12 protein-coding genes are annotated in these 14,379 nt (G+C 71.4%); 9 read left to right on the plus strand and 3 right to left on the minus strand.

All coding sequences use genetic code 11. The features are described from left to right. Positions 1-11: 11 nt before the first annotated feature. Positions 12-992, minus strand: a complete 981-nt coding sequence (locus E6R60_RS13255) for an alpha-ketoacid dehydrogenase subunit beta (RefSeq protein ID WP_136326692.1) — start codon at positions 990-992, stop codon at positions 12-14. A 2-nt stretch (positions 993-994) separates the two neighbouring features. Beyond that, positions 995-2,158, minus strand: coding sequence for a pyruvate dehydrogenase (acetyl-transferring) E1 component subunit alpha (gene pdhA / locus E6R60_RS13260; protein WP_136326693.1), 1,164 nt, complete (start codon positions 2,156-2,158; stop codon positions 995-997). 339 nt (positions 2,159-2,497) lie between these two features. Between pdhA and E6R60_RS13265 the strand changes: the two genes are divergently transcribed. The 3 genes from E6R60_RS13265 (at position 2,498) to E6R60_RS13275 (ending at position 4,750) form a co-directional block, all read left to right on the plus strand. Continuing rightward, positions 2,498-3,157, plus strand: coding sequence for a response regulator transcription factor (locus tag E6R60_RS13265; protein WP_136326694.1), 660 nt, complete (start codon positions 2,498-2,500; stop codon positions 3,155-3,157). 110 nt (positions 3,158-3,267) lie between these two features. Next, positions 3,268-3,702, plus strand: coding sequence for a pyridoxamine 5'-phosphate oxidase family protein (locus E6R60_RS13270; RefSeq protein ID WP_136326695.1), 435 nt, complete (start codon positions 3,268-3,270; stop codon positions 3,700-3,702). A gap of 58 nt (positions 3,703-3,760) precedes the next feature. Further along, complete coding sequence (locus tag E6R60_RS13275; RefSeq protein ID WP_136326795.1) at positions 3,761-4,750, plus strand: phosphotransferase; 990 nt, start codon at positions 3,761-3,763, stop codon at positions 4,748-4,750. Positions 4,751-4,771: 21 nt separating this feature from the next. On the opposite strand, the gene E6R60_RS13280 is transcribed toward E6R60_RS13275, so the two are convergent. Beyond that, a complete protein-coding gene (locus tag E6R60_RS13280) occupies positions 4,772-6,418 on the minus strand; it encodes a protein kinase (protein WP_136326696.1) in 1,647 nt (548 codons plus the stop codon). Positions 6,419-6,712: 294 nt separating this feature from the next. Between E6R60_RS13280 and E6R60_RS13285 the strand changes: the two genes are divergently transcribed. The 6 genes from E6R60_RS13285 (at position 6,713) to E6R60_RS13310 (ending at position 14,354) form a co-directional block, all read left to right on the plus strand. Continuing rightward, positions 6,713-8,356 carry a protein kinase gene (locus E6R60_RS13285; protein WP_136326697.1) on the plus strand — a complete coding sequence of 548 codons (1,644 nt, stop codon included), beginning with the start codon at positions 6,713-6,715 and terminating at the stop codon, positions 8,354-8,356. A gap of 229 nt (positions 8,357-8,585) precedes the next feature. Further along, positions 8,586-9,320: a hypothetical protein gene (locus E6R60_RS36675; protein WP_168713592.1), complete on the plus strand. Its 735-nt coding sequence runs from the start codon at positions 8,586-8,588 to the stop codon at positions 9,318-9,320. 62 nt (positions 9,321-9,382) lie between these two features. After that, on the plus strand, positions 9,383-9,982 hold the full coding sequence (locus tag E6R60_RS13295; RefSeq protein WP_136326698.1) for a PadR family transcriptional regulator: 600 nt from the start codon (positions 9,383-9,385) through the stop codon (positions 9,980-9,982). Between the two features lie 84 nt (positions 9,983-10,066). Continuing rightward, positions 10,067-10,834 (plus strand): ABC transporter ATP-binding protein, encoded by a 768-nt coding sequence (locus tag E6R60_RS13300; protein ID WP_136326699.1) that lies wholly within the window; start codon positions 10,067-10,069, stop codon positions 10,832-10,834. Further along, positions 10,831-13,674 (plus strand): ABC transporter permease, encoded by a 2,844-nt coding sequence (locus E6R60_RS13305; protein WP_136326700.1) that lies wholly within the window; start codon positions 10,831-10,833, stop codon positions 13,672-13,674. The genes E6R60_RS13300 and E6R60_RS13305 overlap by 4 nt, the downstream gene beginning before the upstream one ends. Positions 13,675-13,805: 131 nt before the next feature. Continuing rightward, positions 13,806-14,354, plus strand: a complete 549-nt coding sequence (locus E6R60_RS13310; protein ID WP_136326701.1) for a bacterial proteasome activator family protein — start codon at positions 13,806-13,808, stop codon at positions 14,352-14,354. The last annotated feature ends 25 nt before the right edge of the window (positions 14,355-14,379 follow it).

The raw sequence follows: 14,379 nt of genomic DNA on the forward strand, positions 1-14,379 counted from the left end.
GTCCCAGTCCCTCAGTACGCCAGCGAGCGGTCGACGGCGTCGAGCACGCGGTCGAGACCCGGAAGGTACTCGTCCTCCAGCCGGGCCGGCGGATACGGGACGTGGTAGCCGCCGACCCTCAGCACGGGTGCCTCCAGGTGGTAGAAGCACCGCTCCGTGATGCGAGCGGCGATCTCCGCGCCGGAGCCGTAGAACACCGGCGCCTCGTGGACGACGACCAGCCGGCGGGTCTTCTCGACCGAGGCCTGGATGGCGTCGAAGTCGATCGGGGACATCGAGCGCAGGTCGACGACCTCGATCGACTTGCCCTCCTCCTGGGCGGCCGCGGCGGCCTCCAGGCAGACCTTCACCATCGGGCCGTACGCGACGAGCGTCAGGTCCGTGCCGGTGCGGGCGACGGACGCCCGGTGCAGCGGGCCGGGGATCGACTCGGTGTCGACCTCGCCCTTGTCCCAGTAACGGCGCTTCGGCTCGAAGAAGATGACCGGGTCGTCGCTCTGGACGGCCTGCTGCATCATCCAGTACGCGTCCGCGGCATTGGACGGCGAGACGACCTTCAGGCCCGCGACGTGCGCGAACAGCGCCTCGGGCGACTCGCTGTGGTGCTCGACGGCGCCGATGCCACCGCCGTACGGAATCCGTACGACGACGGGCAGCTTGATCTTGCCGAGCGAGCGGGCGTGCATCTTCGCGAGCTGCGTGACGATCTGGTCGTACGCGGGGAAGACGAAGCCGTCGAACTGGATCTCGACGACGGGGCGGTAGCCACGCAGCGCGAGGCCGATCGCCGTGCCGACGATCCCGGACTCGGCGAGCGGGGTGTCGATCACCCGGTCCTCGCCGAAGTCCTTCTGGAGGCCGTCGGTGATCCGGAAGACCCCGCCCAGCTTTCCGACGTCCTCACCCATGATGAGGACCTTGGGGTCGGTGTCGAGGGCCTTGCGCAGCGACTCGTTGAGCGCCTTCGCGATGGACATCTTTTCCATGGCCATGGCTAGTTGCCCTCCTCGGCGAACGATGCCTGGTAGGCGGCGAACTGGGCGCGCTCCTCGTCGACGAGAGGGCTCCCGTCGGCGTAGGCGTGGTCGAAGAGCGCCAGGGGCTCCGGGTCGGGCATGGCCCGTACCGCTTCACGCACCCGCTTGCCCAGGGTCTCGCTCTCCTCGTCGAGAGCGGTGAAGAACGCCTCGTCCGCGACGCCCTCGTTCTCAAGGTAGGTGCGCAGGCGGAGGATCGGGTCCTTGGCCTCCCAGGAGGCGCGCTCCTCGTCGGCCCGGTACTTCGTCGGGTCGTCGGAGGTGGTGTGCGCGCCCATCCGGTAGGTGAACGCCTCGACGAGGGTGGGTCCCTCACCGCGCCGGGCCCGCTCCAGGGCGGAGCGGGTGACGGCGAGGCACGCCAGGACGTCGTTGCCGTCGACCCGGACGCCGGGGAAGCCGAAGCCCTGGGCGCGCTGGTAGAGCGGCACCCGGGTCTGCTTCTCGGTCGGCTCCGAGATCGCCCACTGGTTGTTCTGGCAGAAGAACACGACGGGGGCGTTGTAGACCGCGGAGAAGGTGAACGCCTCCGCGACATCGCCCTGGCTGGAGGCGCCGTCGCCGAAGTACGCGATCACGGCCGAGTCCGCGCCGTCCTTGGCCACGCCCATGGCGTACCCGGTGGCGTGCAGGGTCTGCGAGCCGATGACGATCGTGTACAGGTGGAAGTTGTTGGTGTTCGGGTCCCAGCCGCCGTGGTTCACGCCGCGGAACATCCCGAGCAGATTGGTCGGGTCGACGCCGCGGCACCAGGCGACGCCGTGCTCCCGGTAGGTCGGGAAGACGTAGTCGTCGTCGCGCAGCGCCCGGCCGGAGCCGATCTGGGCGGCCTCCTGGCCCAGGAGCGAGGCCCACAGGCCCAGCTCGCCCTGCCGCTGCAGCGCGGTGGCCTCGGCGTCGAAGCGGCGGGTGAGGACCATGTCCCGGTACAGACCGCGCAGCTCGTCCGTGGTCAGGTCGATCGAATAGTCCGGGTGCTCCACCCGCTCGCCCTCGGGCGTCAGCAGCTGTACGAGCTCGGGTCCGGAACTCTGTGGCGTCCTCGCGGGCGTCTTCGCGGCGCTGGTCCGCTTGCTGCTGCGTCGCGGTTTACGCGCGGCAGCAGTGCTCTCCACGGTCACGTGCGTGCTCCTCCGTCGGTCCGGCCCCCGGGGTCTGCCGGGAGACCAGTGCGGCTCGCCTGTGTCCGTACCCGTGCACGGGGTGGGTGCCGCTCGGTCCGGGAACAGGCGTGACAGGTGCCCCGGCGAGCGCCCTGTCAAAGGCACGTTACCCAGTGCTTCGCATAACTGCGAAACCCTTCCTGACCTGCGATTTTGCTTGGATATCCAAGTAAATCGCGGAATTCGGGAACTCTCGCTGGTCACAGCACTGGTAACAGCCTTGCAGGCCGCCGGAACAACGGCACGTTATCCCGCCGGACAGCGGCAGGGAAGGGGGGAGTGTGTGAGACTGCGTTTGTGCGCAAAGAAGGAAAAATCACTGTTTTTCTGTTGGACGACCATGAAGTCGTCCGGCGCGGTGTCCATGAGCTGCTCTCGTCCGAGGACGACATCGAAGTCGTCGGGGAGGCCGGTACGGCGGCGGACGCGCTGGTACGCATCCCCGCGACCCGGCCCGATGTGGCCGTCCTCGACGTACGGCTGCCGGATGGCAGCGGAGTGGAGGTCTGCCGCGAGATCCGCTCGCAGGACGAGTCGATCCACTGTCTGATGCTGACGTCGTACGCCGACGACGAGGCCCTTTTCGACGCGATCATGGCGGGCGCCTCCGGATATGTGCTGAAGGCGATCCGGGGCAATGAGCTGCTGAGCGCGGTACGGGATGTGGCGGCCGGGAAATCGCTGCTCGACCCGGTGGCAACGGCGCGGGTGCTGGAGCGGCTGCGCGACGGAAAGAAGGCGCGGGGGGACGACAAACTCGCGGGCCTCACGGATCAGGAGCGCAAGATCCTGGACCTGATCGGCGAGGGGCTGACGAACCGGGTGATCGGTGAGCGGCTCCATCTCGCCGAGAAGACGATCAAGAACTACGTCTCCAGCCTGCTTTCCAAGCTGGGCATGGAACGGCGCTCGCAGGCCGCCGCGTACGTGGCCCGGCTACAGGCGGAGAAGCGCTGAGGGGTACGTCCCCGAGGGCGGGACGGGGCCCGGGTTCGGGACTTTGGTCCCGGCCGACCCGGGGCCCCGGCCTCTTATCCCGCCCACACACGTGCCGGACAGTGGAGGGCATGTCCTCCGAGGAACTCCACGCGATCGACCTGCTCGGCCGGGTCCCCTACGGCCGGCTGGCGACGAGCATGCGCGCCCTCCCCATCCTGACGGTGGCCCGCCACATCGTGGCCGACGGCCGCGTCCTCCTGCGCATGCACAGCGGCCTCGGCTACCACGACGCCTGCGACGGCACGGTCGTGGCGTACGGAGCGGACAACTACAACGCCGCCACCTCGGCGGGAAGCCGCGACCTGTGGTCCGTGCAGTTCACCGGACCCGCGCGGATCGTCGAGCCGACGTGCGCCCAGCGCGAGCTGTTCGGCCCCGCCCCCGCCGAGGTCGACGGGCAGCCCTACGCGCCGGCGTACCTCCGGCTCGACCCGCACTTCGTCACTGTGCACACTCTGGACTTCCACGCAACTCCGCAAAGGTCGCAACACAGCGTGATCTAACATCTGCCGGGTGCCGCGCTCATCTGTAACCTTCCCGCCTGTTCCCCCGGTCGGCGAGGTGCTGCGCCGCTACCCCGGCGCAGGTGAACCGCTCACCTGCGAACCCGTCGACCAGGGCCTGCTCAACCATGGTTACCGGGTGTCCACCACCCGCGGCTCCTACTTCCTCAAACACCACCTGGACGACACCACGGGCGACCGCGCCACCATCGTCCGCCAGCACCGCGCCACCCAGCGGCTCCAGTCACTCGGCGTGCCCGTCGCACCGCCCGTCGTGGACGGCGACGGCGACACCGTGACCGAGATCGGCGGTCGCTGCTACGCCCTGCACCCCTGGGTCGACGGGCTGCACCGGGCGGGCGCCCAGCTCACCCTCGCCCAGTCGCTGCGTCTCGGGGCGCTGCTCGGAGCCGTACACACAGGTCTTGAACAGGTGATGGAGACCGGAGCGCCGGCAGGGGGGCGGTCCTGCCACGCGAGCCCCGACCCCGTCGACACGTTCACGCTGATCGACGAGCTGCTGCGCGCGGCGCGCGGCCGCCGGCCCCGCTCCGCCTTCGACGAACTGGCCGAGCACCGGCTCCTGGAGCGGCGCACCCTGCTGGAACAGCACGCGGACCGCCGCCCGCCCGCCCCGGACGGGCCGGCGACCGGCTGGGTGCACGGGGACTTCCACCCGCTGAACGTGCTCTACCGGGGCGCCGATCCGGTGGCGATCCTCGACTGGGACCGGCTGGGGGTGCAGCCGCGCGCGGAAGAGGCGGTGCGCGCCGCGGCGATCTTCTTCGTGCAGCCCTCCGGGGAACTGGAGCTGGCGAAGGTGCGGGCCTACGCGCGCGCCTACCGCCGGGCGGCCGGGGCGGGCGCCGCCGAACTGGCCGCGGCGGTCCACCGGGTGTGGTGGGAACGGCTCAACGACTTCTGGATACTGCACTGGCGCTACTGCCTGAACGACCGCAGGGCCGACCCGCAGTTCCCTGCGGTGTCAGCCCTGGCGGTCTGGTGGACCCGTGAGTACGAGGCGGTGCGCGACGCGTTCACGGGGTGAGACCGGTTACCGCGTGGTGCGCTACGGGGTGGTGCCGCCGTCGGCGCCCGCGGCGGCTCCGGCAGCGGCGTTCCCCGCCGTGGCTCCGGTGCCCGTGGTGGTTCCCGCGTCCGTCCCCGCGTCGGTGCCCGCGTCCGTACCGGCGTCGGTTCCCGCGTCCGTACCGGCGTCCGTGCCCGCGTCGGTGCCGGCGTCCGCGCCCTCGTCGGTGTTGCCCTCGCTCGTGTTGCCCTCGGTCGTCCCCTGCGTGTCCGTCTCCGTCGGCGTGGCCGAGGGGGACGGGTCGGCGGTCTCGCTCGGGGTGAACGACCGGGTGAACGACGGCTTCACCGGCGTCTCCTGCTGGTCACCGCTGGAGTTGCCCGGCTGCTCGGTGTCCGGTGCCGTCTCCTCGTCGGTCGGCGAAGCCGAAGTCTTCGTCGGAGAGGGGGAGGTGGAGGTCGAGGTCGCCGGGGACTTGGGCTTCTTGTCGTCGCCCTGCGTCGCGTTGACGGCGAAGGCCACACCCGCGCCGATCGCGATCAGCGCCAGGACGACGAACAGCCAGAGCTTGCCCTTGCCGCTGCCGCCCTGCCGGGTGCTGCCGCCGTCGTAGCCGCCGTCGTCCGGGTTCATCGGCGGGAGGATCGGGCCCTGCGAGGTGTCCCCGTGCTGCTGGTACCCCATCGCGCGGGTGGAGCCGGTCATGCCCCGGGGCGGGGTGCCGGGTCCGTCGTTCATCACGACCGGGCCGGTGTTCCACGTACCGGTGTGGCCGCCCTGCACCTGGAGCATCTGCAGGCTGTACTGCACCAGCCCGCGCATCTCCTCGGCGCTCTGGAACCGGTCGTCCGGGTCCTTCGCGAGCGAGCGCATGACGAGCCCGTCGAGCTCCGGCGGCACCGACCCGTTCGAGATCTCCGAGGGCGGGACCGGAATGTCCTGAACGTGCTGATACACCACGGAAAGCGGCGTCTCGCCGGTGAACGGGGGCCTCAGTGCGAGGAGTTCGTACAGCAGACAGCCGGTGGCGTACAGGTCGGACCGGTGGTCGACGGCCTTGCCCAGCGCCTGCTCGGGGGAGAGGTACTGCGGCGTGCCCATGACCATGCCGGTCTGGGTCATCGTCGACTGCGCGCCGTGCAGCGCACGGGCGATGCCGAAGTCCATCACCTTGACCGCACCGGAGTGGGTGATGATCACGTTCGCCGGCTTGATGTCGCGGTGCACGATCCCGTGCTGGTGCGAGTAGGCGAGCGCCTCCAGCACACCCGAGACGATGATCAACGCCTGCTCCGGAGGCGGGGCCTCGGCGTTGAGCAGCAGGTCGCGGATGGTGCGGCCCTCGACCAGCTCCATGACGATGTACGGAACGGTCTGGCCGTTCACGGTGTCCTCGCCGGAGTCGTACACCGCCACGACCGCATGGTGGTTGAGGCCGGCGACCGACTGCGCCTCGCGCGTGAACCGGGCCTTGGAGACCGGGTCCTCGGCAAGGTCCGAGCGCAGCAGTTTCACCGCGACGGTACGTCCCAGCCGGACGTCCTCGGCCGCGAAGACCTCGGCCATGCCGCCCCGGCCCAGGCGCCCGGTCAGCCGGTAGCGTCCGTCGCCGACGACACCGCCGACGCCCCAGGAGTCGGTGCCATCCGGAACTCCGCCGCCGTTTGCTTCGGGTTCGGGTGCCATCAGTCCTCGCCGTCGTTTCTGTCCGCGCGTCCGCGGGTTCTCACGGTGTCTTGCTGCATTGCCACGTCACGCTACAGCCTTCGTGGGACACACCGGTTTCGAGAGGGACGGGTCATCCAACCGGCTGGCGCGCCGCCCGCGCAAATTCCATGCGGTTCCTGTAACGCTTCCGAGACGCTTCTTGTGCGTAGGGTCACGGAACGGGCACCTGGCTTGACGTGTCGTACCCCTCGGGCAGACTTGGCCAGTAATACGGATCTTCGCGCGGTCGCGCGCCCTAGGGGGAAGCAAGTCATGAGCCAGGACGGCGCACACGGTGCCCAGGGTCGCTACGCGGGCGGTTCGGTCGCCGGCGGCCGCTACCAGCTGCGCGACCTGCTGGGCGAAGGCGGGATGGCCTCCGTATACCTGGCTTACGACTCCGCCCTCGACCGGCAGGTCGCGATCAAGACGCTCCACACGGAGCTCGGCCGCGAGCAGTCGTTCCGCGAGCGGTTCCGCCGCGAGGCCCAGGCCGTCGCCAAGCTGCAGCACACCAACATCGTCTCCGTCTTCGACACCGGCGAGGACGAACTCGGCGGTGCGCTGATGCCCTACATCGTCATGGAGTACGTCGAGGGCCAGCCGCTCGGCTCCGTCCTCCAGGCGGACATCCGCACCTACGGCGCGATGCCCGCCGACAAGGCGCTCAAGGTCACGGCCGACGTGCTGGCCGCACTGGACACCAGCCACGAGATGGGCCTGGTCCACCGCGACATCAAGCCCGGCAACGTGATGGTGACCAAGCGCGGCGTCGTGAAGGTCATGGACTTCGGCATCGCCCGCGCCATGCAGTCGGGCGTCACGTCGATGACGCAGACCGGCATGGTCGTCGGCACCCCGCAGTACCTCTCCCCCGAACAGGCCCTGGGCCGCGGGGTGGACGCCCGCTCCGACCTGTACTCGGTCGGGATCATGCTGTTCCAGCTGCTGACCGGCCGCATCCCCTTCGACGCGGACTCCCCCCTCGCCATCGCGTACGCGCATGTGCAGGAGGAGCCGGTCGCTCCGTCCACCATCAACCGGTCGGTCACCCCGGCGATGGACGCCCTCGTCGCCCGCGCCCTGAAGAAGAATCCGAACGAGCGCTTCCCGAGCGCCGCCGCGATGCAGGACGAGATCGCGCGCGTGCTGAGCGCGGGCGGCCAGAGCGGCGCCCCCGTGATCGTGAGCGGTGCGGGCGCCCCGGCGAACAGCGGCTCGGGTGTCGGTTCGGCGGTCTTCCCGCCGGTCGACCAGTCCACCTCCGCCCCGCAGAACGTGCAGACGCCGTACCAGCCCGGCCCCTACCAGTCGCAGCAGCAGCCCGGCCCCTACGGCGCGCCCACCCCGGCGCCGAGCTACGGCTATCCGCAGTCGGCCCCGGCGTACCAGACGCCGGCGGCGATGTCGCCGATGCAGCAGCAGACCCCGCCGCCGTACTCGCTCTCCCCGCAGACGCACGCTCCGTCCCCGGGCGGCGGCTCCAAGCGGAACATGCCGGTCGTCGTGGGCTCGATCGTGGTCGCGCTGATCGCGATCGGCGGCCTGATCACGGCGCTCGCGCTGAATGACGACGACCCGGGCAAGGGCGGCAGCGAGGCCACGTCGAGCGAGTCCCCCTCCGGTGACCACAAGGACCCGGAGCGGAACCGGACGATAGACACCGATAAGTGCACGGACGCCACCGAGGACGACGACGATCCGAACAAGGTCGACGCCCCGAGCTTCCTCTACAAGGACATCCTGTCGGTGCGCGCCTGCGCGGACGCCGCGGGCTGGACCATCAAGCAGATCAAGGTCCCGGGCAACGCCTACGCGGAGGACCAGGTCATCGACCAGTTCCCCACGGCCGGGACGGCAGTGCCGGAGACGGGCGCCCACTTCGAGCTGCGCATCGCTACGGGTGACCCGGCTTAGGGGCTTCCCTGCGGGGGCGGTGCCCCGGCATCCCCGTGGCGGTCCCCCGGCATCCCTGCGGGGGTGTTCCTCCGGCTTCCCTGGGTCCGGGGCGCCCCGGCGTCGGCTCAGGCACGCGGCCTCTGCCCGTGCGTCGGCTCAGGCACGCCGCCCTCGCCCCGACGTCCCCGCGCCATCCGTCCGGATGACCTGAGATGCCGGACATACCGTCACATGTGACGCTGACGTCATGGCTTCAGGACACCTCGCCTCAGGGCCCTCAAGGTGCGTGGCCTGCCTGGCGTTGACGGCAGCCGCAGCACTGGGGGCCATGGCCGCCGGTGACGCGCAGGCGGCCGGCGAGGCGCAGCCGGCGGGCCGGCTCGCGGCCGTCCGGGGGCCGGCGAAACCCGGGGCGTCCGCGACACCCGGGGCGCCGCTCCCGTCCGGTTCGCCGTCCGCGCCCGCGCCCGTGCGCTCGACGGCGTCCGCTTCCCCTTCCGCCTCGCGCTCCGGCGTGCCCGCCGGCCCGTCGGCCACGCCCGCGCGCCCGGCGTCGCCGCACCCCGCCTCGCTCCCGCCCGCGCACCCCGCGCTGCCCGCCCCCGCGGCGTCCTCGTCCGACGCCTCCGCGACAGCCTCACCGAGCGCCGGATCACCGCGCCCCGACGACACGCGGTCGCCGCTGGCCGGGCGGCCCGCCGGTGAGGGGCGGCCCCGGCCCGGACGGACCATGACCTCGAAGGAGCTCGCCCGGGCCGACGCGCTCGACGAGGCCGCCGAGGAGGCGGAGGAGACGCCGCCCGCCGCCCTACCGGTCGTCACTCCCACCGCTCAGGCGTCCCCCGGAGCCGGACGGATGTCGCAGCAGGCTCTTGAGGGACCGGCCGTCGAGCAGGTCCAGCAGGTGTCGCTGGGCGCGGGAATCGCCCTGGTGGGACTGGGTCTCGGCTTCCTCGCCTTCCGCATGCGCCGCTCCGGCTGAGCGCCGCGGCACGGGTCGGGCACGACTTGCGCTCAGCAACATACTCGGTATACATACTCAGTATGTCGATCCGTCACGGGCTCCTGGCCCTCCTGGAACGGGGGCCTCGGTACGGCTCCCAACTGCGTACCGAGTTCGAGTCGCGTACCGGCTCCACCTGGCCGCTGAACGTCGGGCAGGTGTACACGACGCTGAGCAGACTCGAACGCGACGGCCTGGTCGTCCAGGACGGCGAGGACGATCAGGGGCACGCGCTCTACTCGATCAGCGACGACGGACGGACCGAACTGCGGGCCTGGTTCGAGACGCCCGTCGATCGCAGCAGTCCGCCCCGCGACGAGCTGGCCATCAAGCTCGCCATGGCCGTCGGCGCCCCGGGCGTCGACATCCGGGCCGTGATCCAGTCCCAGCGCCACCACACGGTCAAGGCGATGCAGGACTACACCCGGCTCAAGGCACAGGCCCTCAGCGACGTCCCCGCCAACCGCGACGAGGTCGCCTGGCTGCTCGTACTGGAGCAGTTGATCTTCCAGGCCGAGGCCGAGGCCCGCTGGCTGGACCACTGCGAGTCCCGGCTGGTCCGCCTCGCCGAGGCCGCCGCCACGGAGCCGGAGCCCAGCACGTCCCCGCGCACCGCGTCCCGGCCCCGCGCCCGCCGCTGAGCCGGCGTCCCACCCCGCTCCACCCGGGCCCGGCCGACCGCCGGGCGCCGACCACAGACCTGTTCCGAGGGGGAACCCACCGTCATGTCCTCGAACGTCCCGTCCCCGGCCGCACCACCCCTGTCGGTGGACGCGCCCGTGCTGGAACTGCGCGACCTGACCCGCACGCACGGCACCGGCATCGCCGAGGTGCACGCCCTGCGCGGCATCAACCTCGCGGTGCACCCCGGTGAGCTCGTCGCCGTCATGGGCCCCTCCGGCTCCGGCAAGTCCACCCTGCTGACCCTCGCCGGCGGCCTCGACACCGCGACCGGCGGCCAGGTCGTCATCGAGGGCCAGGACATCTCCACGCTCGGCCGCAAGGGCATAGCCGCTCTGCGCCGCCGCAGCGTCGGCTACGTCTTCCAGGACTACAACCTGATCCCCGCCCTGACCGCCGCCGAGAACATCGCCCTGCCGCGCGAACTCGACGGTGTCTCGGTCCGCAAGGCACGCAAGGAGGCCCGGACCGCCCTGGAGGAGATGAACCTCCTGGACGTCGCCGACCGCTTCCCGGACGAGATGTCCGGCGGCCAGCAGCAGCGCGTCGCGATCGCCCGCGCACTCGTGGGGGACCGGCGTCTCGTGCTCGCCGACGAACCGACCGGGGCCCTCGACTCCGAGACCGGCGAAGCCGTCCTGGCCCTGCTCCGCCACCGCTGCGACCAGGGCGCCGCCGGGGTGATGGTGACGCACGAACCCCGGTACGCCGCCTGGGCGGACCGGGTCGTCTTCCTGCGGGACGGCTCGATCGTCGACCAGACCCTGGCCGTCGGGGCCGACTCGCTGCTGGCCGCCGGGAGCGCCGAGTGAGCCCGTTCACGGGGTGGCGTGCCGCCCTCCGGATAGCCCGCCGCGACGCCATGCGGGCGAAGGGCCGCAGCGCCCTCGTCGTCGCGATGATCGCCCTGCCGGTGCTCGGGGTGACGGCCGCGGACGTCACGTACCGCAGTGTGTCCTCGTCCGAGACCGAGCGGCTGACGGCCGAAATGGGCTCGGCCGACGCGCTGTTCAGCGACCCGGGCCTGGGACCGCTGCAGCAGATGCCCGACGGGAACCAGTACGACATGGTCGGTGAGACGCCTCCCCAGGGAGAGGTTCCGCCGGTCGACATGCGCACGGCCTTCCCCAAGGGCGCCCGGGCGATCACCATCCGGTCCGTGCCCGCGAGCGTCACGACCGCGTACGGGCTCGCCAACACCGACATCGTGGAGTTCCCCACCTCGGACCCGATGGCCCGCGGCAAGGTCGACCTGATCGAGGGCGAGTTCCCGCGCGGCAGCGGTGAGATGGCGGCCACCAAGCCGTTCCTCGAGTCGTCCGGGCTGCACGTCGGCTCCCGTACCACCGTGAAGAGCGCCGACCGGACCTACACCATCACCGGCGTCGTCGAGCTGCCCGACGACCTGAAGGCGCACAAGCTCTACGCCGACCCGGGTGCCGTCATCGCCCCGTGGCAGGCGGCCGCCGCCCGCGACAAGAAGGTGCTGCCGCCCAACACCGGCTCGCCCGAGTGGCTGGTCAAGGGGCCCGGCCGGGCGGGAGTCGACTGGGACGACGTCCTCGCCGCCAACAAGGCCGGCGCCCTCGTCCTGTCCCGTCAGGTGGTCCTGGACCCGCCGCCCGACTCCGAGGTCCCGCTGGCACAGAAGGTGAACAGTTACGACACGAGCGGCTCCGGCGAGGCCAGTGCGGCCCTCGTCACCGTCGTCGCCATGGCCCTCCTGGAGATCGTCCTGCTCGCAGGACCGGCCTTCGCCGTCGGTGCCCGCCGCTCGCGCCGTCAGCTCGGACTCGTCGGCACCTGCGGCGGCGACCGGCGCCACGTACGCGCCGTGGTGCTCTCCGGCGGGCTGGTGCTGGGCGCCATCGGAGCGGTGACCGGCGTCGCTGCCGGGCTGCTGCTCACCGTGGCCACCCGCCCGCTGATCGAGGACTGGGCCGGGCAGCGCTTCGGCTCTCTGGTCGTGAAACCGGCGGAACTCCTCGTCATCGCCGCGCTCGGTCTGGTCACCGGGCTGCTGGCGGCGCTCGCTCCGGCGATCGTGGCCGCCCGGCAGTCCGTACTGGAATCGCTCACCGGCCGGCGCGGGGTGCGCCGCAGCTCCCGCGTCCTTCCCACCGTGGGCTCCTGTGCCCTGGCCCTCGGCGTCGCCGTCGCCGTCTACGGAGGCACCAGCGGCAACTCCACCTGGGTCGCCGGCGGCTCCGTCGTCGCGGAACTGGGGCTGCTCGCCTGCATTCCCGTGATCGTCGGCCTGCTGGGCCGGCTCGGCCGCCGGCTGCCGCTCTCACCGCGGATGGCGCTGCGCGACGCCGCCCGCAACCGGGGCCGCACCGCTCCGGCGGTCGCCGCCGTGATGGCGGCCGTCGCGGGGTCGGTGGCCATCGCGACGTACATGTCGAGCACTCTGGCCGAGTCCGACTACGACTACATGCCCATGCTGACCGAGGGCACGATGGTCCTGTCGGCCATGGACGCCAAGTCGGCCGAGCAGCTCCCGCTCGCCCGGACGTCCGTCGAGCGGAACATGGCGGTGACCGGCGCTCCCGCCGACTTCTCCCGGGTCTGGGCGGGCAGCGACTGCAACGTCTACTACGAGGAGGAGAACGGCTGCGGCAGCATCGAGCTGGTCAAGCCCACCGGGGCCGGCCACACCTGCCCGCTCAAGGCCAAGGGCGCCAAGAAGCTCGCCGCACGCCTCTCCGCGGAGGAGCACCGGAAGATGATGCGCACCCCCGAGTGCATGGACGAGTACCTCTCCTCGGGCAGCTTCAGCTCCGAGGCGAACAACATGGTGGTGGGCGGCCCGGACCTGCTCCGCACCTACGCGAAGCTCGACGACCCGGCGGCCGCTGCGGCGCTGAAGGCCGGCACCCCCGTCCTGCTGAACCGGGCGTACGCGAAGAACGGTGAGATCACGCTCAAGGTCGTCCACCGGTACAGCGCCAAGGACGAGAAGAACCGCAAGCTGCACCCCGGCCCCGCCCGCACGGCCACGGAACGGCTGAAGGTGTACGTCGCGGATGCCGAGTACGCCGCCACCCCCGGCCTCCGCATGGTCATGCCGCAGCGGACCGCCGAGCGGCTCGGCCTGCACACCGAGGCGGCCGGCAGTGTGTACGCCGTGCCGCACCTGCCCAAGGACGCCGAGGAGCAGCGCGTCTCGGCCGCCATCGATCAGGCCGGCGGGGGGCTCTGGCTCCAGACCGAATCCCGTCAGGGCGACCGGGAGAACACGGTCTTGCTGATCCTCACCCTGTTCGCCGGTGTGGTGACCCTGGGTGCGGCTGCCATCACCACCGGCCTCGCCAAGGCCGACGCGGAGGCCGACCTCACCACACTGAGCGCGGTCGGGGCGCCCCCGCGCGTCCGTCGGACGCTCTCGGGCTTCCAGTGCGTGGTGGTCGCGCTCACCGGGGTGCTCCTGGGGACGGCGGCGGGCCTGGTGCCGGCGGTGGCCCTGCGCCTGGTCGACCTGCGCCACGCGATGGAGGCCATGCGGGAGGAACCCATGGAGTCCGCCTTCACTCCGATCGTGCTGCCCTGGGCGACGATCGGGCTGCTGGCCGTGGTCGTTCCGCTGCTGGCCGGGGTCCTGGCGGCGGGGCTCACCCGCTCCCGGCTGACACTCGCCCGGCGCGCCGGGTGAACCGGCGGCCCGCCGCGACGGCCGCCTGACCGGCGGCTTCCGCGCACATTCCGTGCCCCCGGAAACGGTGGATCATCCGTTTCCGGGGGCACCACAGTGTTGTACGGCCCGTGTGCGAGACAATGGGCGACATGGAGATGCCGAGGAATGAACGGTCGCAGGAGCACCCCCAAGTCCTCGTGGTGGGGCAGGACGGAATGGCGATCGGCGGCGGTGGCACTGACGACGAGTCGCGTGAGGTCCCGGTGACGGAGATGGTCGAACAGCCCGCGAAGGTCATGCGCATCGGCAGCATGATCAAGCAACTCCTGGAGGAGGTCAGGGCGGCTCCTCTCGACGAGGCGAGCCGAGTGCGCCTGAAGGAGATCCACGCCAGTTCGGTCAAGGAGCTGGAGGACGGCCTCGCGCCGGAGCTGGTGGAGGAACTGGAGCGGCTTTCCCTGCCGTTCACCGAGGAGTCGATTCCCTCGGAGGCGGAACTCCGGATCGCGCAGGCTCAGTTGGTCGGCTGGCTGGAGGGCCTTTTCCACGGCATCCAGACGGCGTTGTTCGCCCAGCAGATGGCGGCCCGGGCGCAGCTGGAGCAGATGCGCCGCGCGCTGCCTCCCGGCAGTGGTCACGAGGAGGAGGACGGCCCCGCGGACCCGCACGGGGCGATCCGCTCCGGCCCGTACCTGTAGTCCTGGCTGTCGCGCGGCTGTCGTC

The sequence above is a fragment of the Streptomyces sp. A0642 genome, assembly GCF_004795105.1.
Taxonomy (GTDB): Bacteria; Actinomycetota; Actinomycetes; order Streptomycetales; family Streptomycetaceae; genus Streptomyces.